Below are 23,118 nucleotides of genomic sequence, written 5' to 3' on the forward strand. Positions count from 1 at the left end.
GGGAGCCAGGCGGCAGCGCCTGCCGCCCCTGCGCTCAGCCGCCGAACTCGTTGCCCAGCTCGTCCGCCCGCTGGCGGGCGGCTTCCATCGCGCGCTCGAACGCGGGGCCGACGCCAGCCGCTTCCATCGACTGCAGCGCCGCATAGGTGGTGCCGCCCTTGGAGGTGACGCGCTGGCGCAGCACGGCCGGGGGCTCGTCGGACCGGCGGGCGAGCTCTGACGCACCGACGAAGGTGCCCACGGCCAGCTGGTGGGCCTGCGCTTCGCTCAGGCCCATGGCGGTGCCGGCGCGGGTCATGGCTTCGAGGAAGTAAAAGACGTAGGCAGGGCCCGAACCCGACAGGGCGGTGACGGCGTCGAGCTGCTTTTCGTTATCGACCCACAGGAACTCGCCGGTGGAGGCCATGATGGCTTCGACCTGGGCGCGCTCGTCGGCACTGACGGCGGCGCGGGCGTACAGCGCGCTCATGCCTTTGCCCACCAGCGCGGGCGTGTTGGGCATGGTGCGCACGATGCGCTCGCTGGAGAGCCACTGGGCGATGCTGTCCGAGCGGATGCCGGCGGCCACGCTCAGGTGCAGGGCACTCTGCGTGTGGGCCTTGGCCTCGCCTGCGGCGTCCTTGAAGGTCTGCGGCTTGACGGCCCACACCACGATGCTGGCGCGCTGCAGGGCCGGGTCCGATGCAGGCTGCGCGGTGAGCCCGTAGTTCTGCAGCAGCGCCGCGCGCGTGGGCTCGAAGGGCTCCACCACCTCGATCTGGCCGACCGGGTGGCCCTGGCGGATCAGCCCGCCGATGATGGCGCTGGCCATGTTGCCGCCGCCGATGAATGCGATGGTGGGCAGGGCGGTGGAGGAGGGGGAGGACGCGGCGGTGTTCAGGCTCATGGTGGTAGCAATGTGGCTGCAAGGTGGCGACAACTGGGGCGATGATGGTAGCGCCCGCCCGGCTGCACCCTGCAGGTTTTAGCCAAATGGGGCGCTACCGCTTGCCCTGTCTCATAGTTTGCTATTGTTTTTGTAGTATTGCTGAGCAGGGCGATGTTCCGGGCTCATTCAGCGGTCGTCTGCCGCACCGCGTGCTCCCACTTCGCCATCAGTTCTTGCGCGCGGGCATTGCCCAGCGTGGGCACGAAGCGCCGGTCGGCGCGCCACAGCTTCGACAGCTCCGCTGTGCTGCTGTAGACCCCGCAGGACAGGCCCGCCAGGTATGCGGCACCCAGCGCCGTGGTCTCGATGACGGCAGGGCGCACCACCGGTATGCCCAGCAGATCGGCCTGGAACTGCATCAGCAAGTCGTTCACGCAGGCGCCGCCGTCCACGCGCAGCTCGCTCACCGGCGCGCCGCCTGCGGCGGTGGCGTCGCGGCTCATGCCCTGCAGCAGGGCGGCGCTCTGGTAGGCGATGCTCTCCAGCGCCGCGCGGGCGATGTGGGCGATGGTGGTGCCGCGGGTGAGGCCGGTGATGGTGCCGCGCGCCTCGGGCTTCCAGTACGGGGCGCCCAGGCCGGTGAAGGCGGGCACCATCATCACGCCGCCCGAGTCGGGCACGCTCTCGGCCAGGGACTGCACCTCGCTGCTCGAGGGAATGGCGCGCAGGCCGTCGCGCAGCCACTGCACCACGGCGCCGCCGACGAAGACGCTGCCTTCCATCGCGAACTCGGGCGTTGCGGATGCCTGCGCTGCACTGGTGGTGAGCAGTCCGTTCTGGCTCGTTTGGAACTTGTGGCCGGTGTGCATCAGCATGAAGCAGCCCGTGCCGTAGGTGTTCTTGGCCATGCCCGCCGTGAAGCACGCCTGGCCGAACAGCGCGCTTTGCTGGTCGCCCGCCACGCCACCGATGCGGATGCCGTGGCCCAGCAAGTCGGGTGCGATATCGCCGAAGTGTGAGCTCGATGGCTGCACCTGCGGCATCAGCGATCTGGGGATGCGCAGCAGCGCCAGCAGCTCGTCGTCCCACTGGTTGGTGTGCACGTTGAACAGCATGGTGCGCGAAGCGTTGCTCACGTCCGTCACATGCACCTGGCCGTGGGTGAGCTGCCAGATCAGCCAGCTGTCCACGGTGCCGAAGGCCAGCTCGCCGCGCTCGGCCGCGTCGCGCGCGCCGGGCACGTGGTCCAGCAGCCACTGCAGCTTGGTGCCCGAGAAGTACGCATCGACGAGCAGGCCGGTCTTGGCCTGGATGGTGCCCGCGTGGCCCTGTTCGCGCAGTTGCGCGCAGGCCGGTTCGGCGCGGCGGTCCTGCCACACGATGGCGTGGTGCACGGGCTTGCCGGTTTGGCGGTTCCACAGCACCGTGGTCTCGCGCTGGTTGGTGATGCCCACGGCGCGCACGGCGTCGGCCGCGATGCCCGCCTTGGCCAGCGCGTCCCGCGCGGTGGCCAGTTGCGTGCGCCAGATCTCCAGCGGGTCGTGTTCCACCCAGCCGGGCTGCGGGTAGATCTGCGGCAGCTCCACCTGGGCCTGCGCCACGATGTGGCCGCCTTCGTCGAAGACGATGCTGCGGGAGCTGGAGGTGCCTTGGTCGAGTGCGAGCAGGTAGGTCATGGCGGGCAAGGATAAGTCAGCAGCGCACTGCCGCAAAGGGGTGGCGGGGCTTGCGTTCAACTCATGAAGACCGTTCGGACTGAGCCTGCCGAAGCCTTGCGCAGCGCTTCGACAGGCTCAGCGTGAACGGTTGGTTGCTGGGTTGAAAGCAATGGGTGAGACCGGGTCAGGCCGCGACCGTGCAAAGTACCTCAGCATCCTGCAGCAGAGCCGGAAACGGCTCCGGCGGCGGCGCGTCGGTGAACAGGCGGTCGATCTGGTTCAGCGTGGCCAGTTGCACCATGGCCGGGCGGTTGAACTTGCTCTGGTCGGCCGCCAGCCAGACCTCGCGCGACTGGGCAATGATGGTCTGCGCCACCTTCACCTCGCGGTAGTCGAAGTCGCGCAGCGAGCCGTCGGGCTCCACGCCCGAGATGCCGATGAGCGCGATGTCCACCCGGAACTGGCGGATGAAGTCCACCGCCGCCTCGCCCACGATGCCGCGGTCGCGGGTGCGCACCACGCCGCCGGCCACGATGACCTCGCACTCGGGGTTGCCGCTCAGGATGGCCGCCACGTTCAGGTTGTTGGTGATCACGCGCAGGCCGCGGTGGTGCAGCAGCGCCTTGGCGATGGCTTCGGTGGTGGTGCCGATGTTCAGGATCAGGGAGCAGTCGTTGGGCACCTGGCTTGCCACGGCGCGCGCGATGCGCGCCTTGCCTTCGGCGTGCAATGTTTCGCGCTGGGTGTGGGCCAGGTTCTCCACGGTGGAGCTGGGCACGCGCACGCCGCCATGAAAGCGCGTGAGCAGGCCCGATTCGGCCAGGCGCTGCACGTCGCGGCGCACCGTCTGCAGCGTCACGCCCAGGGTGTCGGCCAGTTGTTCCACGGTGGCGGACTTGCGCGCGCGGACTTCTTCGAGGAGCAGCAGTTGTCGGGGGTTCGTATTCACGCGGTGGGGGCAGTCAGAGTGTGCTGGTACTTTAAATCGAACAAAAAGGAACCTGTTAAGGGTAAACCTTGATTCAATACGATCACAAAAGAACAAAAATGAACGCAATCGAAACCGAGAGGGTTTGCTGTGGCTGGTGCCCGGCAGCGCAGCAGCGCAGGGTTTCCATAGAACAAACGCCCTTCGGGCAACAACAACAGAAAGGTTGCGGGATGCAGCTGGCACTGGACAGCATCAGCAAGAAGGTAGGACCGCAGACCTGGCTCCATGACATGAGCCTGGCGCTGCACAGCGGCGCCGTCACGGTGCTGCTGGGCGCTACCCAGGCGGGCAAGACGAGCCTGATGCGCATCATGGCGGGGCTGGATACGCCCACTGCCGGCCGCGTGACGGTCGATGGCGTGGACGTGACCGGCACCCCGGTGCGCGAGCGCAATGTCGCCATGGTCTACCAGCAGTTCATCAACTACCCGTCGATGAAGGTCGCGGCCAACATCGCCTCGCCGCTCAAGCTGCGCGGCGAAAAGAATATCGACGCCCGGGTGCGCGAAATCGCGACCCGCCTGCACATCGACATGTTCCTCGACCGTTACCCGGCCGAGCTGTCGGGCGGCCAGCAGCAGCGCGTGGCGCTGGCGCGGGCCCTGGCCAAGGGCGCGCCGCTGATGCTGCTGGACGAACCCCTGGTCAACCTGGACTACAAGCTGCGCGAGGAGTTGCGCGAAGAGCTTACCCAGCTGTTCGCCGCCGGCCAGTCCACCGTGGTCTACGCCACCACCGAGCCGGGCGAGGCGCTGCTGCTGGGCGGCTACACCGCGGTGCTGGACGAGGGCGAGTTGCTGCAGTACGGCCCCACGGCCGAGGTGTTCCACGCGCCCAACTCGCTGCGCGTGGCCCGTGCCTTCAGCGACCCGCCGATGAACCTCATGGCCGCATCGGCCACGGCCCAGGGCGTGCGCCTGCAGGGCGGTGCCCAGTTCGCCGTGCCGCTGCCGCAGCAAGGCTTGACAGCCGATGGCCTCACGGTCGGCGTGCGGGCCAGTGCACTGCGTGTGCAGGCCCGGCCCGGCGATGTGGGTGTGAGCGGTGTGGTGGAGCTGGCCGAAATCTCGGGTTCCGACACCTTCGTGCACGTGTCCACGCCCTGGGGCGACCTGGTGGCGCAGCTCACCGGCGTGCATTACTTTGAATTGGGCGCGGCCGTCACCCTGCACCTGGACCCTGCGCAGGTCTACGTGTTCGGTGCCGACGGCCGGCTGGTCTGGGCGCCTGCGCGGCACCTCGCACAAGGAGGCCGCTGACATGGCACGCATCAGTCTGGACCTGGCGCATTCGTACAAGCCCAACCCGCAGCAGGACAGCGACTACGCGCTGATGCCTTTGAAGATGGAGTTCGACGACGGCGGCGCCTACGCGCTGCTGGGCCCCTCGGGCTGCGGCAAGACCACCATGCTCAACATCATGTCGGGGCTGCTCGTTCCCTCGCACGGCAAGGTGCTGTTCGACGGCCGCGACGTGACGCGCGCGAGCCCCCAGGAGCGCAACATCGCCCAGGTGTTCCAGTTCCCCGTGATCTACGACACCATGACGGTGGCTGAGAACCTGGCTTTTCCGCTGCGCAACCGCAAGGTGCCCGAGGCGCAGATCAAGCAGCGCGTGGGCGCGATCGCCGAGATGCTGGAGATGAGCGGCCAGCTCAACCAGCGCGCGGCGGGCCTCGCGGCGGACGCCAAGCAGAAGATCTCCCTGGGCCGCGGCCTGGTGCGTGCGGACGTGGCGGCCGTGCTGTTCGACGAGCCGCTCACGGTGATAGACCCGCACCTCAAGTGGCAGCTGCGCCGCAAGCTCAAGCAGATCCACCACGAGCTCAAGCTCACGCTGATCTACGTGACGCACGACCAGGTCGAGGCGCTCACCTTCGCCGACCAGGTGGTGGTGATGACGCGCGGCAAGGCGGTGCAGGTGGGCTCGGCCGATGCGCTGTTCGAGCGGCCTGCGCACGTGTTCGTGGGCCATTTCATCGGCTCGCCGGGCATGAATTTTCTGCCGGCGCACAGCGACGGCGCCAACCTGTCGGTGGCCGGGCACGCCCTGGCGGGCGCTGCGGGCCGCACGCTGCCCGAAGGCGCCTTGCAAGTGGGCATACGGCCCGAGTACCTGGCACTGGCCCAGCCGCAGCAGGCCGGCGCGCTGCCCTGCACCGTGGTGCAGGTGCAGGACATCGGCACCTACCTGATGCTGACCGCCAAGGTGGGCGAGCACACGCTCAAGGCGCGCTTTGCGCCAGAGGCCCGGCTGCCATCGGCCGGCGACGCAGTGTGGCTGCAGGTGCTGGGTGCACACACTTGCTTCTATCAGAACGAACAGCTGCTGACCGCGGAGGTCGCCCCATGAGCGCCGCCCGGCCGCCCGAAGGCGCTCAGCACCGCAGTGCGCAGCGCGGAGGTTTCCAATGAGCAATACCACCAAACCCGTGAACCAGAAGGCCTGGTTCCTGATCCTGCCGGTGATCTTGTGCGTGGCCTTCTCGGCCATCCTGCCGCTGATGACGGTGGTGAACTACTCGGTGCAGGACATCATCTCGCCCGAGCGCCGCGTGTTCGTGGGCACGGAGTGGTTCGTGCAGGTGATGCGCGACGAAGAGCTGCACGCCGCGCTGCTGCGCCAGCTGACCTTCTCGCTGGCGGTGCTGGCGGTGGAGATTCCGCTGGGCATCATGCTGGCGCTGTCCATGCCCGCGCAGGGCTGGAAGTCGTCCGCCGTGCTGGTGGTGGTGGCCCTGTCGCTGCTGATCCCGTGGAACGTGGTGGGCACCATCTGGCAGATCTATGGCCGTGCCGACATCGGGCTCATGGGTCGCCTGCTGCAACAGGCGGGCATCGAGTACAGCTACACCGGCAACGCCACCCACGCCTGGCTCACCGTGCTGCTGATGGACGTGTGGCACTGGACGCCGCTGGTGGCGCTGCTGGCCTTTGCCGGTCTGCGCTCCATACCGGATGCGTACTACCAGGCCGCGCGCATCGACGGCGCGAGCAAGTTCGCGGTGTTCCGCTACATCCAGCTGCCCAAGATGCGGGGCGTGCTCATGATCGCGGTGCTGCTGCGCTTCATGGACAGCTTCATGATCTACACCGAGCCCTTCGTGCTGACGGGCGGCGGGCCGGGCAATGCGACCACGTTCCTGAGCCAGTACCTCACGACCAAGGCCGTGGGCCAGTTCGACCTGGGGCCTGCGGCAGCGTTCTCGCTGATCTATTTCTTCATCATCCTGCTGCTGTGCTTCATCCTCTACAACTGGATGCAGCGCGTGGGCACCGCCAGCAACGAAGGAGCCGGCCATGAATGAAAAGCGCTTTCAGAAGCGATCGGTCTTCCTGGTCCTGTATCTGGCGTTCGCGGTGCTGCCCATCTACTGGATGGTCAACATGAGCTTCAAGACGAACGCGGAGATCCTCTCGACGTTTTCGTTCTTCCCGCAGCACTTCACCTGGGACAACTACAAGACCATCTTCACCGACGAGTCCTGGTACTCGGGCTACATCAACAGCCTGATCTACGTGGCCATCAACACGGTGATCTCGCTCACCGTGGCGCTGCCCGCGGCGTACGCCTTCAGCCGCTACCAGTTCCTGGGCGACAAGCATGTGTTCTTCTGGCTGCTGACCAACCGCATGACGCCGCCCGCGGTGTTTCTGCTGCCGTTCTTTCAGCTGTACACCACGGTAGGGCTCATGGACACGCACCTGGCCGTGGCCCTGGCGCACCTGTTGTTCAACGTGCCGCTGGCGGTGTGGATCCTGGAGGGCTTCATGAGCGGCATTCCGCGCGAGATCGACGAGACGGCGTACATCGACGGCTACAGCTTTCCGCGCTTCTTCATGACGGTGTTCCTGCCGCTGATCAAGGCCGGCGTGGGCGTGGCGGCGTTCTTCTGCTTCATGTTCAGCTGGGTGGAGTTGCTGCTGGCCCGCACGCTGACCAGCGTGAACGCCAAGCCCATCGTGGCCACCATGACGCGCACCGTGAGCGCCAGCGGCATGGACTGGGCGACGCTCGCCGCCGCCGGCGTGCTGACCATCGTGCCCGGCGCCATCGTGATCTGGTTCGTGCGCCACTACATCGCCAAGGGCTTCGCGATGGGCCGCGTTTGACGAGAGAGGGAGCAAAACGATGAACCACACCAATTCGCCGCAGAGTGCGCAGGCTGCCCCAGACCAGCAGCAGCGGTGGAACGGGCTTCGCCCGGCCACCCGCTGCGTTCCCCTGGGGGGAAGCGCCGCAGGCGCTCAGGGGGGTACCCATGTTTGACTGGATGGCCTGGACGCTGCCCGTGGCGGTGTTCTTTACATGCATCGTGCTGATGCTGGTGGGCATGACGGTGTGGGAGCTCAAGTCGCCCACGTCGATGCGCAAGGGCTTTTTGCCCCTGGAAACCACGCGTGGCGACCGGCTCTTCATCGGGCTGCTGTCGGCGGCCTACGTGAACCTGATCTTTGTCGGCATCAGCGGCAAGCTTGTCCAGTGGTTCAGCCTGTCGGCCGAACCGTCGGTGTGGATCAGCTTCGTGCTGTCGATGGCGCTGCTGGCGCTGATCCTGCGCAAGGGCTGAGCCGCCGACACGGCCACCCATCCGTAGATTCCCGTTGCGCGGCTCAACCCTTCCCCGGAGCTGCGCGACCCTTGCATCCAAAGGGGAGATGACTATGAGGAGACAGGCACTATGAAGACGCGGTACACAGCGCTGGCACTGGCAGTGGCGGTCATGACGGGGCAGTCCGCCCTGGCGGGTGAGGCGGAAGCCAAGAAATGGATCGACAGCGAGTTCCAGCCGTCCACGCTGAGCAAAGACCAGCAGATGGCCGAGATGAAGTGGTTCATCGAAGCCGCCAAGAAGCTGCAGGCCAAGGGCGTGAAGGAAATCTCGGTGGTGTCCGAGACCATCACCACCCACGAGTACGAATCCAAGACGCTGGCCAAGGCGTTCGAGGAAATCACCGGCATCAAGGTCAAGCACGACCTGATCCAGGAAGGCGACGTGGTCGAGAAGCTGCAGACCTCGATGCAGTCCGGCAAGTCGATCTATGACGGCTGGATCTCGGACTCGGACCTGATCGGCACGCACTACCGCTACGGCAAGATGATGAACCTGACCGACTACATGGCCGGTACGGGCAAGGAATGGACCAACCCGGGCCTGGATCTCAAGGACTTCATCGGCACCAAGTTCACCACGGCGCCCGACGGCAAGCTCTACCAGCTGCCCGACCAGCAGTTCGCCAACCTGTACTGGTTCCGCGCCGACCTGTTCGACCGCAAGGACATCAAGGACAAGTTCAAGGCCAAGTACGGCTACGACCTGGGCGTGCCGCTCAACTGGAGCGCGTATGAGGACATCGCCGAGTTCTTCACCAACGACGTGAAGAACATCGACGGCAAGGCCATCTACGGCCACATGGACTACGGCAAGAAGGACCCGTCCCTCGGCTGGCGCTTCACGGATGCCTGGCTGTCCATGGCCGGCACGGCCGACATCGGCGCCCCCAACGGCCTGCCGATCGACGAGTGGGGCATCCGCGTGGCCGACGACAAGTGCACCCCGGTGGGCGCCTCGGTGGCCCGCGGCGGCGCGACCAACTCGCCCGCAGCCGTCTACGCGCTGACCAAGTACGTGGACTGGATGAAGAAGTACGCGCCCAAGGAAGCCACGGGCATGACCTTCGGCGAAGCCGGCCCCGTGCCCGCCCAGGGCCAGATCGCGCAGCAGATCTTCTGGTACACCGCCTTCACGGCCGACATGGTCAAGCCCGGCCTGCCCGTGGTGAATGCCGACGGCACGCCCAAGTGGCGCATGGCCCCCGGCCCGAACGGCCCGTACTGGAAGCAGGGCATGCAAAACGGCTACCAGGACGTGGGTTCGTGGTCGTTCTTCAATGGCCATGACGCCAACAAGACGGCCGCTGCCTGGCTGTACGCCCAGTTCGTGACGGCCAAGACCACCTCGCTCAAGAAGACCCTGGTGGGCCTGACCCCGATCCGCGAGTCCGACATCCAGTCCAAGGCCATGACCGACGCCGCCCCCAAGCTGGGTGGCCTGGTGGAGTTCTACCGCAGCCCCGCCCGCGTGGCATGGTCGCCCACCGGCACCAACGTGCCCGACTACCCCAAGCTGGCCCAGCTGTGGTGGAAGAACGTGGCCCAGGCCGTCACGGGTGAAAAGACGCCCCAGGGCGCCATGGACACGCTGGCCGACGAGATGGACCAGGTGATGGCACGCCTGGAGCGCGCGGGCATGGCCCATTGCGCGCCCAAGCTCAACCCCAAGGGTGACCCCAACAAGTGGCTGAGCGACAAGCAGGCCCCCTGGAAGAAGCTGGCGAACGAAAAGCCCAAGGGCGAAACCATCGCCTACGACAAGCTGCTGCAGGCCTGGAAGGACGGCAAGGCCCGCTGATCCGGCTCTCCTGCCGCCGCACTGCGCTGCAGTGCGGCGGTCTTCACCGGCAGCCGGAGCCCACAAGGCCCCCGGCTGCCCTTTTTACTGGCGCGGGAGCATTCCGGCCGCCCCCGCGGTGCGCTGTGAATCTCTCCCCGATACGTCAAGAATTTAAGGGTTAACCCTTGAATTTTGTCCCACCCATGGACAATCGCCCTATGACCACCGCTTCTGCTTCCGCTCCCCTTGCTACCCGGCGTGCCGATCTTCTGGCGCGCCTCGCCCAGCCCCATCAATATGACCTGGCCGTGATCGGTGGGGGGGCGACGGGCCTGGGGGTGGCGCTGGATGCGGCAGCGCGGGGTTTCAGCGTGGTCCTGGTGGACTCCCACGACTTTGCCAAAGGCACGTCGTCGCGCGCGACCAAGCTGGTGCACGGCGGCGTTCGCTACCTGGCGCAGGGCAACATCGCCCTGGTGCGCGAGGCCCTGCACGAGCGCACCACGCTCTTGAACAATGCGCCGCACCTGGCGCAGCCGCTGCCGTTCGTGATGCCGTCCTACCGCTTCTGGGAGACGCCGTTCTATGGCATCGGCCTCATGATGTACGACGCCCTGGCCGGCAAGGCGGGCCTGGGCGCCACGCAGTTCCTGGGGCGCGACCGCACGCTGGCGTGCCTTCCGACCGCCCGCACCGAGGGGCTCAAGGGCGGCGTGAAATACTGGGACGGGCAGTTCGACGACGCCCGGCTCGCGCTGGCGCTGGCGCGCACGGCCGCCAGCCGCGGGGCCCTGCTGGTCAACTACTGCCCGGCGCGTTCGCTGATCCACGAAGGCGGCAAGGTGGCCGGCTTCGTCTGCGAAGACTCCGAGTCGGGCGAGCCATTCACGGTGCGCGCGCGCGCGGTGGTCAACGCCACGGGTGTGTGGGTGGATGCCCTGCGCCAGATGGACGGCGAGGCCATCGGCCGGCCGGTCAAGCCCATCGTCGCCCCCAGCCAGGGTGTGCACATCGTGGTGGACAGGGAGTTCTTGCCGTCCGACCACGCCCTGATGGTGCCCAAGACCGCAGACGGGCGCGTGCTGTTCGCCGTGCCGTGGCTGGGCAAGCTCATCCTGGGCACCACCGACAGCCCGCGCCAGGACATCGTGCGCGAGCCCCTGCCTTTCCGGGAGGAAGTCCAGTTCATCTTGCAGGAATCGGCCCGCTACCTGACCCGTGCCCCCCAACTGGCCGACATCCGGAGCATCTGGGTCGGCCTGCGCCCCTTGGTCAAACCCCAGGACGACGACGGCGACAACACCAAGAGCCTGAGCCGCGAGCACACGGTGTTGACCAGCCGCACCGGCCTGGTGACGGTGACCGGTGGCAAATGGACGACCTACCGCGCCATGGCGGAAGATGTGTTGCAAAAATGCTTCACCGCCGGGCTGCTGGTGGAAAAGCCCGCCGGGGTGACCAACCACTTGCCGCTGGTGGGCACGCCGACCACGCCCGTGCGGCACCGGATCAGCGACGCGCAAGGCCTGCACTCCTATGGCAGCGATGCGGCCGCCGTGCAGGCGCTGCCCGGCGCCGACGTGGACCTGGGCCAGGGCCTCACCGCCGCGATGGTGCGGTTTGCCGCCCGCAACGAATACGCGCGCACGGTCGAGGACGTGCTGGCCCGGCGCTCGCGCCTTTTGTTCCTAGACGCGCGCCGCGCCATCGAGCTCGCGCCTGCCGTGGCGCAGATCCTGCGCGAAGAGCTGGGCACCGATCCGGGGCTGGACGCCTTTGTGGCGCTGGCGCAGCAGTATCTGCATGCGCCGGTGTGATAGGGCCCTTGACTCCCTGGAATTGTTTTGCAATAATCGAGGGCTTCGCGTTTCCTACGTGAAGTTTCTGCCCAGCGGGAAGTGCTGCAAATGGTTTGCGGTGCGGACGACGGGCCCAAGACTGACTGGCTGATCTGCAGCCCTTGAGAAGTTCTCTGGGGCCGTGGTCTTCTGGTGCAAGTTGGGAATATTGAAATGATCCAGACAGAATCTCGGTTAGAGGTTGCCGACAATACCGGCGCCAAGTCCGTCCTTTGCATCAAGGTGCTGGGTGGCTCGAAGCGTCGCTATGCAAGCGTTGGCGACATCATCAAGGTGAGCATCAAGGAAGCCGCTCCGCGTGGCCGCGTCAAAAAAGGCGAGGTTTACAGCGCAGTGGTGGTTCGTACCGCAAAGGGCATCCGCCGCGGTGATGGCTCGCTCGTCAAATTCGACGGCAACGCAGCAGTGTTGCTGAATGCAAAGTTGGAGCCTATCGGCACCCGCATCTTTGGACCCGTGACGCGTGAACTGCGTACCGAAAAGTTCATGAAGATCGTGTCCCTGGCTCCTGAAGTTCTCTAAGGACGCGCCATGAACAAGATTCGCAAGGGCGACGAAGTCATCGTGCTGACCGGGCGCGACAAGGGCAAGCGCGGCACTGTGTCGCTGCGCAAGGACGACTCGTATCTCGTCATCGACGGCATCAACCTCGTCAAGAAGCACGCCAAGCCAAACCCCATGAAGGGTACGACGGGCGGCATCGTTGAAAAGGCCATGCCGATTCACCAGTCCAACGTGGCCATCTTCAATGCTGCCACCGGCAAGGCTGATCGCGTGGGCATCAAGTTGCAAGCTGACGGTTCGCGCGTTCGCGTGTTCAAGTCCAGCGGCGCTGAAATCAAGGCGGCCTAAGGGGTAAACATGGCACGACTCCAAGAAATCTACCGCGACAAGATCGCTCCCGAACTGACCAAGCAGTTCGGTTACACCTCGCCGATGCAGGTTCCCCGTCTGACCAAGATCACGCTCAACATGGGTGTGAGCGAGGCAGTCTCGGACAAGAAGGTGATGGACAACGCTGTGGCTGACCTGACCAAGATTGCTGGTCAAAAGCCCGTCGTCACCAAGGCCAAGAAGGCTATCGCCGGTTTCAAGATCCGCGAAGGCCAGGCCATCGGTTGCATGGTCACGCTGCGTGGCGTGCAGATGTATGAGTTCCTGGACCGTTTCGTGACCGTGGCTCTGCCCCGCGTCCGTGACTTCCGTGGTATCTCCGGTCGCGCTTTCGACGGCCGTGGCAACTACAACATCGGCGTCAAGGAACAGATCATTTTCCCTGAAATCGAGTACGACAAGGTGGATGCCTTGCGCGGTCTCAATATCAGCATCACCACGACGGCCAAGTCCGACGAAGAAGCCAAGGCGCTTCTCGCTGGTTTCCGTTTCCCGTTCAAGAACTGAGGCGAAGCATGGCTAAAGTAGCTTTGATCCAGCGCGAACTGAAGCGCGAAAAATTGGCTGCCAAGTACGCAACCAAGTATGCGGAACTGAAGGCAATCGCCGGCGATTCCAAGCGTAGCGACGAAGAGCGCGATGCAGCCCGTCTGGGCCTGCAAAAGCTCCCCCGCAACGCCAACCCCACGCGCCAGCGCAACCGTTGCGAAATCACCGGTCGTCCACGTGGAACCTTCCGTCAATTCGGTCTGGCTCGCGCCAAGATCCGCGAACTGGCTTTTGCAGGCGACATCCCCGGTGTCACCAAGGCCAGCTGGTAAGCAGGCAGGAGAGATACAACATGAGCATGAGTGATCCCATCGCTGACTTGCTGACCCGCATCCGCAATGCACAAATGGTCTCCAAGGCCACGGTGCTGGTACCTTCTTCCAAAGTGAAGGTTGCCATCGCCCAGGTGCTGAAGGACGAAGGTTACATCGACGGCTTCCAGGTCAAGACCGAAGCCGGCAAGTCGGAACTCGAAATTGCCCTGAAGTACTACGCAGGCCGTCCAGTGATTGAGCGCATCGAGCGCGTCAGCCGCCCTGGTCTGCGTGTCTATAAAGGCCGTGATTCCATTCCACAAGTCATGAACGGTCTGGGTGTGGCAATTGTCACGACGCCCAAGGGCGTGATGACCGATCGCAAGGCGCGCGCTACCGGTGTCGGTGGCGAAGTGCTCTGCTACGTGGCCTAACCCGCGGCATTGAGGAGAAAACTGAAATGTCCCGAGTAGGAAAAATGCCCGTGACCATCCCCGCTGGCGTGGATGTGTCCGTGAAAGAAGACCAGATCTCTGTCAAGGGTTCTGGCGGTACCCTGTCGCTTGCACAAAACGTGCTGGTGAAGGTGTCGAACAACGAAGGCAAGCTCAGCTTCGAGCCGGCCAACGATTCCCGCGAAGCCAATGCCATGAGCGGCACGATTCGCCAGTTGGTCAACAACATGGTGGTCGGCGTCAGCAAGGGCTTTGAAAAGAAGCTCAGCCTGATCGGCGTGGGCTACAAGGCTGCAGCGTCCGGTTCCAAGCTGAACCTGGCTGTGGGCTATTCGCATCCGGTCAACATCGAAATGCCCGCCGGCATCACGGTGGCTACCCCGACTCCCACGGAAGTGGTGATCAAGGGTGCTGACCGCCAGCGCGTCGGCCAGATCGCTGCTGAGATCCGTGCTGTTCGTCCACCCGAGCCCTACAAGGGCAAGGGCATCCGCTATGCGGACGAAAAAGTCACGATCAAAGAGACCAAGAAGAAATAAGGAGCTGCAACATGTTGACCAAGAAAGAGCAGCGTCTTCGTCGTTCGCGTCAGACCCGCATCCGCATTGCACAGCAAGGCGTGGCGCGTCTCACGGTGAACCGTACGAACCTCCATATCTATGCCAGCGTCATCTCTGGCGACGGCAGCAAGGTGTTGGCCAGCGCCTCCACCGCAGAAGCCGATGTGCGCAAGGAACTCGGTGGTTCGGGCAAGGGTGGCAATGCCGCCGCAGCCACGGCCATCGGCAAGCGCATTGCTGAAAAAGCAAAGGCAGCTGGCGTCGAGAAGGTTGCATTTGATCGCTCAGGCTTTGCCTACCACGGTCGCGTCAAGGCTTTGGCCGACGCAGCCCGTGAAGCCGGCCTGCAGTTCTAAGCGGAGCGGAATACAAAATGGCTAAATTTCAACCCAAGGTGCAGAGCGAAGGCCAGGACGACGGTCTGCGCGAGAAGATGATCGCGGTCAACCGCGTGACCAAAGTCGTGAAGGGTGGCCGTATTCTCGGTTTCGCTGCACTGACTGTGGTCGGCGACGGTGACGGCCGCGTCGGCATGGGCAAGGGCAAGTCCAAGGAAGTGCCTGCTGCCGTGCAAAAGGCGATGGAAGAGTGCCGCCGCAACCTGATGAAGGTTGCACTCAAGAGCGGCACCATTCACCACTCGGTGAAGGGCCATCACGGCGCAGCGTCGGTGGAACTCCACCCAGCACCCAAGGGTACCGGCATCATCGCTGGCGGCCCCATGCGCGCTGTTTTCGAAGTTGTGGGCATCACCGACATCGTGGCCAAGAGCCATGGTTCGTCGAACCCCTACAACATGGTTCGCGCCACCTTTGATGCGCTCGTCAAGTCGACCACCCCGTCGAGCGTGGCGGCCAAGCGCGGCAAAACGGTCGAAGACATCTTCGCCTGATAGGAAGCTGGAAATGACTACGCAACAAACCGTCAAGATTCAACTGGTGCGCAGCCCTATTGGCACCAAGGAATCGCACCGCGCCACCGTCCGTGGCCTGGGCCTGCGCAAGCTCAACAGCGTGAGCGAACTGCAGGACTCGCCCGAAGTGCGCGGCATGATTAACAAGATCAGCTATCTGGTCAAAGTCCTCTGAGAGATAGATCATGGAACTCAATAGCATCAAGCCCGCAGACGGCGCCAAGCATGCCAAGCGCCGCGTAGGCCGTGGTATCGGCTCCGGCCTGGGCAAGACCGCTGGCCGTGGTCACAAGGGTCAAAAGTCGCGCTCCGGTGGCTACCACAAGGTTGGCTTCGAAGGCGGTCAAATGCCTCTGCAACGTCGCTTGCCCAAGCGCGGCTTCAAGTCGCACCTGCTCAAGTTCAATGCAGAAGTCACGCTGACGGCGCTCGACCAACTCGGCCTGGCCGAAGTGGACGTGCTGGCCCTCAAGCAAGCTGGCCTGATCGGCGAGCTGGCCAAGGTGGTCAAGGTCATCAAGAGCGGTTCGCTCACGAAGGCTGTCAAGCTCAATGGCGTCGGCGCCACGGCAGGTGCCAAGGCAGCTATCGAAGCTGCCGGCGGCAGCGTCGCCTGAGTTTGACTTCGAAGGAAGGCATCTGTGGCTACTAGCGCGGCTCAAATCGCAAAGACCGGCAAGTTCGGCGACCTGCGTCGTCGTCTGGTTTTTCTGTTGATGGCGCTGGTCGTGTACCGCATCGGGGCTCATATCCCGGTGCCTGGTATCGATCCAGCCCAACTCCAGCAGCTGTTCAGTGGCCAGCAAGGCGGGATCCTGAACCTGTTCAACATGTTCTCGGGTGGCGCGCTGTCGCGTTTCACGGTCTTTGCTCTGGGGATCATGCCGTACATCTCGGCGTCGATCATCATGCAGCTGATGGGCTACGTGGTGCCAGCCTTCGAGCAGTTGAAGAAGGAAGGCGAAGCAGGTCGCCGCAAGATCACGCAGTACACCCGTTACGGCACGCTGGGTCTGGCTCTTTTCCAGTCGCTCGGTATTGCTGTGGCGCTGGAAAGCTCTGCTGGCCTGGTGATCAGCCCTGGGTTCGGCTTTCGCCTGACGGCGGTGGTCAGCCTGACAGCTGGAACGATGTTCCTGATGTGGCTGGGTGAGCAGATCACCGAGCGTGGTCTTGGCAACGGGATCTCGATCCTGATCTTTGCCGGCATCGCTGCCGGGCTGCCAAGCTCCATCGGTGGTCTTCTGGAACTGGTCCGTACGGGTGCGATGAGCATCCTGGCTGCGATCTTCATCGTCATCGTCGTGGGTCTCGTGACTTACTTCGTGGTGTTTGTGGAGCGTGGTCAACGCAAGATCCTCGTGAACTATGCGCGCCGGCAAGTGGGGAACAAGGTGTATGGCGGTCAGTCGTCGCACCTGCCCCTGAAGCTGAACATGGCGGGTGTGATTCCTCCGATCTTCGCGTCGTCGATCATCCTGCTGCCCGCCACGGTGGTGAACTGGTTCAGTGCTGGTGAGTCGATGCGCTGGCTGAAGGACATTTCTGGTGCGCTGACCCCTGGCCAGCCCATCTATGTGATGTTCTACGCCGCGGCCATCGTCTTCTTCTGCTTCTTCTACACGGCCCTGGTGTTCAACAGCCGCGAGACTGCAGACAACCTGAAGAAGAGCGGTGCGTTCATTCCAGGCATTCGCCCGGGTGAGCAGACTGCGCGCTACATCGACAAGATCCTGGTTCGCCTGACGCTGGCGGGTGCGGTGTACATCACCTTCGTGTGCCTGCTGCCGGAGTTCCTGATCTTGAAGTACAACGTGCCGTTCTATTTCGGTGGAACGTCGCTGCTGATCATCGTGGTGGTGACCATGGATTTCATGGCCCAGGTACAGAACTACATGATGTCGCAGCAATATGAATCACTGCTCAAGAAAGCCAATTTCAAAGGCAACGCGGGCGGTTGAGGATGAGGAAGGCAGGGATCGCACCGCGATGCACTGCCTGCAAGCTGGATATCGGTTACGTCGACGCCCCACGATTTTGCGGGCACAAATTGTGTTCCGTGCAAAGCAGCCGGGACGGATGGAAAAGTTTTAGGAGAATGCAATGAGAGTTTCGGCTTCGGTCAAAAAAATCTGCCGCAACTGCAAGATCATCCGCCGCAAGGGTGTGGTGCGCGTGATCTGCACGGACCTGCGTCACAAGCAGCGCCAAGGTTGATTGGAAAGTATTAGAGGACGCATATGGCACGTATCGCTGGCATTAACATTCCGCCGCACAAGCACGCGGAAATCGGTTTGACCTCCATTTTTGGTATCGGTCGCACCCGCGCTCGCAAGATCTGCGAAGCAACTGGTATCGCTTACTCCAAGAAGATCAAAGATCTGACGGACAGCGATCTGGAAAAAATTCGTGAGCAAATCGAACAGTTCACCATCGAAGGTGACCTGCGCCGCGAAACGACGATGAACATCAAGCGTTTGATGGACATCGGCTGCTATCGTGGCTTCCGCCACCGCCGCGGTCTGCCAATGCGTGGTCAGCGCACCCGTACCAATGCCCGCACCCGCAAGGGTCCGCGCAAGGGCGCAGCTGCACTGAAGAAATAAAGAGATTGAAAGATCATCATGGCTAAGTCTCCTGCCAATAACGCAGCCCAGCGCGTCCGCAAGAAGGTTCGCAAGAACGTTTCCGACGGCATTGCCCACGTGCACGCTTCGTTCAACAACACCATCATCACGATCACCGATCGCCAGGGCAATGCCCTGTCGTGGGCATCGTCCGGTGGCCAAGGTTTCAAGGGCTCGCGCAAGTCCACCCCGTTCGCTGCCCAGGTGGCATCGGAAGTGGCTGGCCGCGCTGCCATCGACCAAGGCATCAAGAACCTCGACGTCGAAATCAAGGGTCCTGGTCCTGGCCGTGAATCCTCGGTGCGCGCTCTGGGCGCACTGGGCATCCGCATCACGTCGATCTCCGACGTGACCCCGGTGCCCCACAACGGTTGCCGCCCTCAAAAGCGTCGCCGTATCTAATCTCTCTAAGCCCACCGCCGCCTGTGAACGCGCAAGCGCCTCAGGCGGCTCCCGCAATGGTTTGCGGTAGATGACACAAAGGAAGCTCAAGTGGCACGTTACCTCGGCCCCAAGGCCAAACTCTCCCGCCGTGAAGGCACGGACCTGTTCCTCAAGAGCGCACGCCGCTCGATCGCCGACAAGTCCAAGTTCGACTCCAAGCCGGGTCAGCACGGCCGTACCTCCGGTGCGCGCACGTCCGACTACGGCCTGCAACTGCGTGAAAAGCAGAAGGTCAAGCGCATGTACGGCGTGCTGGAAAAGCAATTCCGCCGCTACTTCGAAGCCGCTGACGGCAAGAAGGGCAACACCGGCGCCAACCTGCTGTTCCTCCTGGAATCGCGTCTGGACAATGTGGTGTACCGCATGGGTTTCGGCTCGACCCGCGCTGAAGCGCGTCAGCTGGTGTCCCACAAGGCGATCACCGTGAACGGCAAGTCCGTGAACATCGCTTCCTACCTCGTGAAGGCTGGCGACGTGGTGGCCGTGCGTGAAAAGTCCAAGAAGCAAGCACGTATCGTCGAAGCCCTGCAACTGGCGGCCCAAGTCGGCATGCCTGCATGGGTGGAAGTGAATGCCGACAAGGCAGAAGGCATCTTCAAGAAGGCGCCTGACCGTGATGAGTTCGGTGCCGACATCAACGAATCGCTGATCGTTGAGTTGTACTCGCGCTAATCGGTCGAGTCAGTAATTCAAGAAAACCGTCCCTGAACCGCGAGGCATCGCGGTTTAGGCGCTTCACCAGCCTTACCGGTGTAACGAGCTGGGGGTATTGAGAGGAAGTCTGAATGCAAACCAATTTGCTGAAACCCAAGGCTATCAATGTCGAGCAGCTTGGCCACAACCGTGCCAAGGTCGCGCTGGAGCCGTTCGAGCGTGGCTACGGCCACACGCTGGGCAACGCCATCCGGCGCGTCCTGCTCTCGTCCATGGTGGGTTACGCAGCGACGGAAGTCACCATTGCAGGCGTTCTGCACGAGTACTCGTCCATCGATGGCGTTCAGGAAGATGTGGTCAACATCCTCTTGAACCTCAAGGGCGTGGTGTTCAAGCTGCACAACCGCGATGAAGTCACGCTGAGCCTGCGCAAGGACGGCGAAGGCCTCGTGACGGCCCGTGATATCCAGACCCCCCACGACGTCGAAATCGTGAACCCTGACCATGTCATCGCCAACCTGTCGCAAGGCGGCAAGCTGGACATGCAGATCAAGGTGGAAAAGGGCCGTGGCTACGTTCCCGGCAGCCTGCGCCGCTATGCGGACGAGTCGACCAAGTCGATCGGCCGCATCGTGCTGGATGCTTCGTTCTCGCCCGTCAAGCGCGTGAGCTACACCGTGGAAAGCGCTCGCGTGGAGCAGCGTACCGACCTGGACAAGCTGGTCGTCGAGATCGAAACCAATGGTGCCATCACTGCCGAAGACGCAGTGCGCGCATCGGCCAAGATCCTGGTGGAACAGCTGGCTGTGTTCGCACAGCTGGAAGGTGGCGAGCTGGCTGCGTTCGACGCACCTGCAGGCCCACGCGGCAATGCCACGTTCGATCCGATCCTGCTGCGCCCTGTGGACGAGCTGGAACTGACCGTGCGTTCTGCCAACTGCCTGAAGGCCGAGAACATCTACTACATCGGTGACCTGATCCAGCGCACCGAGAACGAGCTGCTCAAGACGCCTAACCTGGGTCGCAAGTCGCTGAACGAAATCAAGGAAGTGCTGGCCTCCCGCGGCCTGACGCTCGGCATGAAGCTTGAGAACTGGCCACCAGCCGGTCTGGACAAGCGCTGATCAGCCGCTATAATCCTGGGTTCCCCGAACAGGGGAGCCCGGTTTCCAAGTCCTCCGCAAGGGGGACTTTTTGTTCCCTGACAGGCAAGCGGCCAAGCGGCTGAACTGCCAAAAAGGGAACAGTGCCTCGGGAAGTACCTGACACGGCTGCCCGATTTAATTACATAGACAGTAGAAGGAAAGCACCATGCGCCACGGACACGGACTCCGCAAACTCAATCGCACCAGCTCGCACCGCCTTGCGATGCTGCAGAACATGATGAACTCGATCATCGAGCACGAGGCCATCAAGACCACCGTGCCCAAGGCCAAGGAACTGCGCCGCGTGATCGAGCCCATGATCACCCTGGCCAAGGTCGACACCGTCGCCAACCGCCGCCTGGCGTTCAACCGCCTGCGCGACCGTGACAGCGTCACCAAGCTGTTCAACGAACTGGGCCCCCGCTTCAACGCGCGTCCCGGTGGCTACACCCGCATTCTGAAGATGGGCTTCCGCGTGGGCGACAATGCGCCCATGGCCCTGGTCGAATTGGTCGACCGCGCAGCAGAAACCGAAAATAATTCGGCAGCAGCTGAATAATAGGGTATAATTTATTTCTTACCGCGCGATGGAGCAGTCTGGTAGCTCGTTGGGCTCATAACCCAAAGGTCGGAGGTTCAAATCCTTCTCGCGCAACCAAATATTGGCTGATTCAGTCAGTCAAAGCAAAACGCCCACAGCAATGTGGGCGTTTTTGTTTGTGGGCTTGCTATCGGTGCCCGGTTGGCTGCGCAACGTTGGCGCAGGAAGTGCCTGGCTGCTAAGCTGGCTTGAGCGATTCCTTTCTGGCTGGCGGTGTAGCGGGTAGTTAGTTGGCTGACTGGCTGGCTGACTGTGCGGTCAATTGTTGGGTTGGCCGCGCTTGCAAGCCCCACCCAGCCTCGCGGATCGCTGAGATACGTCGCGGCCACCTTGTGTGGTCTACATGCGGTACGGCGCCGTAGCTTGGCAGCGCCGCCAAGCTCACCAAGACGGTGTTTCCGACCTGCGTACGGGTCCCAGCGACGCGCCCACCAGCATTTCATTTCCCAAACAGATCCGCCTTCGCCGCCTTGGTGATGGCCGCCACGCAGGGGTGCGTGATGCGCCGCTCCACCGAAATCGCAAAGAATTCCTCCACCAGTTCGCTCGATCGGCCGATCACCTCGACGCCGAATTGCGCCGTGGTCTCGTCGTCCAGCACTGTGGGGGAGGTGAACACGCCACGGCCTTCGCGGCCGAACGCGTTCATGAGGGCGCTGTCGTCGAACTCGCCCACCAGGCGCGGCTGCAGCTGGTATTTGTTGAACCAGTGGTCCAGCTGCTGGCGCACCGAGGACATGGGGCCCTGGATCAGCATGGGCGCGCCCTGCAGGCACTGAGGGAAGTCACCCTGCAACTCCGCACGCAGCCCGGGGGCGCACAGAAAGCTCATGCCACTGGTGCCCAACGGGTGGTTGAACGCCTTCACGCCGATCTTCCTGGACACGGGCTCGTCGGCCAGAACCAGGTCGAGCTTGTGCAGGCTCAACTGGGCGATCAGCTCCGGGAACTTGCCCTCCTGGCAGGTCATGTGCACCTGCTGCGGCATGCCGAGCGCCGGCTCCAGCAGGTGATAAGCCACCGACTTGGCGATGGAGTCGGCCACGCCCACCCGAAACTCCAGCGGCTTGGCCTGGCCGCGGGACAGTCGCACCGATTTTTCCAGCTCGTCGCCCAGTGCAAAGATCTGCTCGGCGTAGCCCAGCGCCACGCGCCCTTCGCTGGTGAGCTCCAGTCCGCGGCCACGCTTGCGGAACAGGTCGTGCCCCAGCCATTCCTCCAGCTGCTTGATCTGCCCCGATAGCGTCTGCGGGGTGGTGTGCAGCTGCTCGCCTGCGCGCATCACACCGCCCGCCTTGGCCACCGTCCAGAAGTAGCGCAGGTGCTTGAAGTTCATGTAGCGTCCTATGCTTCGAAAAAACCGATGTATTTGAATCGATAAAACGAATATACGCGAAGTGTCAAACTGTCTACATTGAACGCTTGGCCCCATTCCGTGGCGACTGCCCGGCTTGGAACTGTCGTGTTCACACAAGGAGTACAACGATGCGAATCACTACCCGAGGACAACTTGCGGTGTCGGCGATGACCGACCTCGCGCTGCGCCAGAAGATTCGCCCGGTGGCGCTGTCGACGATCAGCGCCCGCCAGGGCACCTCGCTGTCGTACCTGGAGCAACTGTTCAGCGCCCTGCGCCGCGCGGGGCTGGTGGACAGCACGCGCGGTCCCGGTGGCGGCTACACGCTGGCCCGGCGCGCCGACCAGGTGTCCGTGGCCGAGATCATCCTGGCGGTCGAGAACCTCAAGGCCGATGACCTGCAGAACCTCGGTGCCGGCCAGGCGGCGCAGGTGAAGTCGATGACGGGCGACCTGTGGTCCACCTTCAACGCACGGGTGATGGACTATCTGCAGTCCGTGACCTTGCAGGACCTGGTGGCCCAGCAGATTGAAAAGGGTGTGGTGGCGGAAGAGGCCGCAGCCCCCGCGGCCGCTCCCCGCCCCAAGCTGAGTGCCAAGCCGCGCCCGCTGATGGCACGGGTGGGTGTGCCCAACTCGGTGTTCGCGCTCGGGACCATCCCGCTGCTGCAGCGCCGCTGACCTCACGGCCCTGTCGGCAATGCAGCCTGACGGCGTGCGCCGTCAGCAGGGCATGCGGGCAGGGGAGGGGCCCCCAAGGCTGGCAGGGCGTCGAGGCAGCAGGCAGCTGCTGGCGGGACGGCCGTGCCCGCCGGAAGGCAGTTGCAGTACCCCTGGGGAGTGCCGCGCCGTGCGCAGCGTGGTGCCCGCGCTGGCCCCTGCGAGCGCCAGCAAGC

General features: G+C 63.6%; 29 protein-coding genes and 1 tRNA gene. 26 read left to right on the forward strand and 4 right to left on the reverse strand.

Annotation, left to right across the window (positions count from 1 at the left end):
• Positions 1-34: 34 nt before the first annotated feature.
• The 3 genes from proC to ACSQ3D_RS25920 form a co-directional block, all read right to left on the reverse strand.
• Positions 35-886: a pyrroline-5-carboxylate reductase gene (gene proC, locus ACSQ3D_RS25910; protein ID WP_436128746.1), complete on the reverse strand. Its 852-nt coding sequence runs from the start codon at positions 884-886 to the stop codon at positions 35-37.
• A gap of 164 nt (positions 887-1,050) precedes the next feature.
• Positions 1,051-2,544, reverse strand: a complete 1,494-nt coding sequence (gene glpK / locus ACSQ3D_RS25915) for a glycerol kinase GlpK (RefSeq protein WP_436128747.1) — start codon at positions 2,542-2,544, stop codon at positions 1,051-1,053.
• A 166-nt stretch (positions 2,545-2,710) separates the two neighbouring features.
• Positions 2,711-3,475: a DeoR/GlpR family DNA-binding transcription regulator gene (locus tag ACSQ3D_RS25920; RefSeq protein ID WP_056172538.1), complete on the reverse strand. Its 765-nt coding sequence runs from the start codon at positions 3,473-3,475 to the stop codon at positions 2,711-2,713.
• 212 nt (positions 3,476-3,687) lie between these two features.
• Between ACSQ3D_RS25920 and ACSQ3D_RS25925 the strand changes: the two genes are divergently transcribed.
• The 25 genes from ACSQ3D_RS25925 (at position 3,688) to ACSQ3D_RS26045 (ending at position 20,923) form a co-directional block, all read left to right on the forward strand.
• On the forward strand, positions 3,688-4,776 hold the full coding sequence (locus tag ACSQ3D_RS25925; protein ID WP_436128748.1) for an ABC transporter ATP-binding protein: 1,089 nt from the start codon (positions 3,688-3,690) through the stop codon (positions 4,774-4,776).
• 1 nt (position 4,777) lies between these two features.
• Positions 4,778-5,869 (forward strand): ABC transporter ATP-binding protein, encoded by a 1,092-nt coding sequence (locus tag ACSQ3D_RS25930; protein WP_436128749.1) that lies wholly within the window; start codon positions 4,778-4,780, stop codon positions 5,867-5,869.
• 58 nt (positions 5,870-5,927) lie between these two features.
• Positions 5,928-6,824: a carbohydrate ABC transporter permease gene (locus ACSQ3D_RS25935; protein WP_056420339.1), complete on the forward strand. Its 897-nt coding sequence runs from the start codon at positions 5,928-5,930 to the stop codon at positions 6,822-6,824.
• Positions 6,817-7,629, forward strand: coding sequence for a carbohydrate ABC transporter permease (locus ACSQ3D_RS25940; RefSeq protein ID WP_056420338.1), 813 nt, complete (start codon positions 6,817-6,819; stop codon positions 7,627-7,629). The genes ACSQ3D_RS25935 and ACSQ3D_RS25940 overlap by 8 nt, the downstream gene beginning before the upstream one ends.
• Positions 7,630-7,778: 149 nt before the next feature.
• Positions 7,779-8,087 (forward strand): DUF2160 domain-containing protein, encoded by a 309-nt coding sequence (locus ACSQ3D_RS25945; RefSeq protein WP_056172550.1) that lies wholly within the window; start codon positions 7,779-7,781, stop codon positions 8,085-8,087.
• Positions 8,088-8,198: 111 nt separating this feature from the next.
• The gene (locus ACSQ3D_RS25950) at positions 8,199-9,929 is read left to right on the forward strand and encodes an ABC transporter substrate-binding protein (RefSeq protein ID WP_396504930.1); all 1,731 of its coding nucleotides are present in this window, start codon (positions 8,199-8,201) and stop codon (positions 9,927-9,929) included.
• A 200-nt stretch (positions 9,930-10,129) separates the two neighbouring features.
• Positions 10,130-11,728, forward strand: coding sequence for an FAD-dependent oxidoreductase (locus tag ACSQ3D_RS25955; RefSeq protein WP_436128750.1), 1,599 nt, complete (start codon positions 10,130-10,132; stop codon positions 11,726-11,728).
• Between the two features lie 195 nt (positions 11,729-11,923).
• On the forward strand, positions 11,924-12,292 hold the full coding sequence (gene rplN / locus ACSQ3D_RS25960) for a 50S ribosomal protein L14 (RefSeq protein ID WP_007861702.1): 369 nt from the start codon (positions 11,924-11,926) through the stop codon (positions 12,290-12,292).
• Between the two features lie 9 nt (positions 12,293-12,301).
• A complete protein-coding gene (gene rplX / locus ACSQ3D_RS25965) occupies positions 12,302-12,622 on the forward strand; it encodes a 50S ribosomal protein L24 (protein ID WP_056420326.1) in 321 nt (106 codons plus the stop codon).
• A gap of 9 nt (positions 12,623-12,631) precedes the next feature.
• Complete coding sequence (rplE, locus tag ACSQ3D_RS25970) at positions 12,632-13,171, forward strand: 50S ribosomal protein L5 (RefSeq protein ID WP_005793632.1); 540 nt, start codon at positions 12,632-12,634, stop codon at positions 13,169-13,171.
• Positions 13,172-13,179: 8 nt separating this feature from the next.
• Positions 13,180-13,485, forward strand: a complete 306-nt coding sequence (gene rpsN, locus ACSQ3D_RS25975; RefSeq protein ID WP_056420323.1) for a 30S ribosomal protein S14 — start codon at positions 13,180-13,182, stop codon at positions 13,483-13,485.
• A 20-nt stretch (positions 13,486-13,505) separates the two neighbouring features.
• Positions 13,506-13,901: a 30S ribosomal protein S8 gene (gene rpsH, locus ACSQ3D_RS25980; RefSeq protein WP_056420320.1), complete on the forward strand. Its 396-nt coding sequence runs from the start codon at positions 13,506-13,508 to the stop codon at positions 13,899-13,901.
• A 26-nt stretch (positions 13,902-13,927) separates the two neighbouring features.
• Entirely contained in the window at positions 13,928-14,461 is a 534-nt protein-coding gene (gene rplF, locus ACSQ3D_RS25985; RefSeq protein WP_056420316.1) for a 50S ribosomal protein L6, read from the forward strand.
• Positions 14,462-14,472: 11 nt separating this feature from the next.
• Positions 14,473-14,838 carry a 50S ribosomal protein L18 gene (rplR, locus tag ACSQ3D_RS25990; protein ID WP_007861721.1) on the forward strand — a complete coding sequence of 122 codons (366 nt, stop codon included), beginning with the start codon at positions 14,473-14,475 and terminating at the stop codon, positions 14,836-14,838.
• A 17-nt stretch (positions 14,839-14,855) separates the two neighbouring features.
• Positions 14,856-15,374 (forward strand): 30S ribosomal protein S5, encoded by a 519-nt coding sequence (gene rpsE / locus ACSQ3D_RS25995; RefSeq protein WP_056420312.1) that lies wholly within the window; start codon positions 14,856-14,858, stop codon positions 15,372-15,374.
• A 13-nt stretch (positions 15,375-15,387) separates the two neighbouring features.
• Positions 15,388-15,570, forward strand: a complete 183-nt coding sequence (gene rpmD / locus ACSQ3D_RS26000) for a 50S ribosomal protein L30 (protein ID WP_007861725.1) — start codon at positions 15,388-15,390, stop codon at positions 15,568-15,570.
• Positions 15,571-15,580: 10 nt separating this feature from the next.
• Positions 15,581-16,012: a 50S ribosomal protein L15 gene (gene rplO / locus ACSQ3D_RS26005; protein WP_056420309.1), complete on the forward strand. Its 432-nt coding sequence runs from the start codon at positions 15,581-15,583 to the stop codon at positions 16,010-16,012.
• 24 nt (positions 16,013-16,036) lie between these two features.
• Positions 16,037-17,356, forward strand: coding sequence for a preprotein translocase subunit SecY (gene secY / locus ACSQ3D_RS26010; RefSeq protein ID WP_056420306.1), 1,320 nt, complete (start codon positions 16,037-16,039; stop codon positions 17,354-17,356).
• A gap of 142 nt (positions 17,357-17,498) precedes the next feature.
• Entirely contained in the window at positions 17,499-17,612 is a 114-nt protein-coding gene (gene rpmJ / locus ACSQ3D_RS26015; RefSeq protein WP_005793651.1) for a 50S ribosomal protein L36, read from the forward strand.
• 23 nt (positions 17,613-17,635) lie between these two features.
• Positions 17,636-18,001 carry a 30S ribosomal protein S13 gene (gene rpsM, locus ACSQ3D_RS26020; protein WP_035206424.1) on the forward strand — a complete coding sequence of 122 codons (366 nt, stop codon included), beginning with the start codon at positions 17,636-17,638 and terminating at the stop codon, positions 17,999-18,001.
• An 18-nt stretch (positions 18,002-18,019) separates the two neighbouring features.
• The gene (rpsK, locus tag ACSQ3D_RS26025) at positions 18,020-18,424 is read left to right on the forward strand and encodes a 30S ribosomal protein S11 (protein ID WP_005793662.1); all 405 of its coding nucleotides are present in this window, start codon (positions 18,020-18,022) and stop codon (positions 18,422-18,424) included.
• A gap of 90 nt (positions 18,425-18,514) precedes the next feature.
• Positions 18,515-19,138 (forward strand): 30S ribosomal protein S4, encoded by a 624-nt coding sequence (gene rpsD / locus ACSQ3D_RS26030; RefSeq protein ID WP_056420303.1) that lies wholly within the window; start codon positions 18,515-18,517, stop codon positions 19,136-19,138.
• 113 nt (positions 19,139-19,251) lie between these two features.
• Positions 19,252-20,244: a DNA-directed RNA polymerase subunit alpha gene (locus ACSQ3D_RS26035; protein ID WP_436128751.1), complete on the forward strand. Its 993-nt coding sequence runs from the start codon at positions 19,252-19,254 to the stop codon at positions 20,242-20,244.
• Positions 20,245-20,431: 187 nt separating this feature from the next.
• On the forward strand, positions 20,432-20,824 hold the full coding sequence (gene rplQ, locus ACSQ3D_RS26040; protein WP_056420297.1) for a 50S ribosomal protein L17: 393 nt from the start codon (positions 20,432-20,434) through the stop codon (positions 20,822-20,824).
• Between the two features lie 22 nt (positions 20,825-20,846).
• Positions 20,847-20,923, forward strand: a tRNA-Met gene (locus ACSQ3D_RS26045).
• A 382-nt stretch (positions 20,924-21,305) separates the two neighbouring features.
• Here the strand turns inward: ACSQ3D_RS26045 and nhaR are convergent.
• Positions 21,306-22,202, reverse strand: coding sequence for a transcriptional activator NhaR (nhaR, locus tag ACSQ3D_RS26050; protein ID WP_396504934.1), 897 nt, complete (start codon positions 22,200-22,202; stop codon positions 21,306-21,308).
• A gap of 149 nt (positions 22,203-22,351) precedes the next feature.
• On the opposite strand from nhaR, the gene ACSQ3D_RS26055 reads away from it, so the two are divergent.
• Positions 22,352-22,903, forward strand: a complete 552-nt coding sequence (locus tag ACSQ3D_RS26055; RefSeq protein ID WP_396504935.1) for an Rrf2 family transcriptional regulator — start codon at positions 22,352-22,354, stop codon at positions 22,901-22,903.
• The last annotated feature ends 215 nt before the right edge of the window (positions 22,904-23,118 follow it).

The organism is Acidovorax sp. LjRoot117, from assembly GCF_964252695.1.
Classification (GTDB): Bacteria; Pseudomonadota; Gammaproteobacteria; order Burkholderiales; family Burkholderiaceae_C; genus Acidovorax.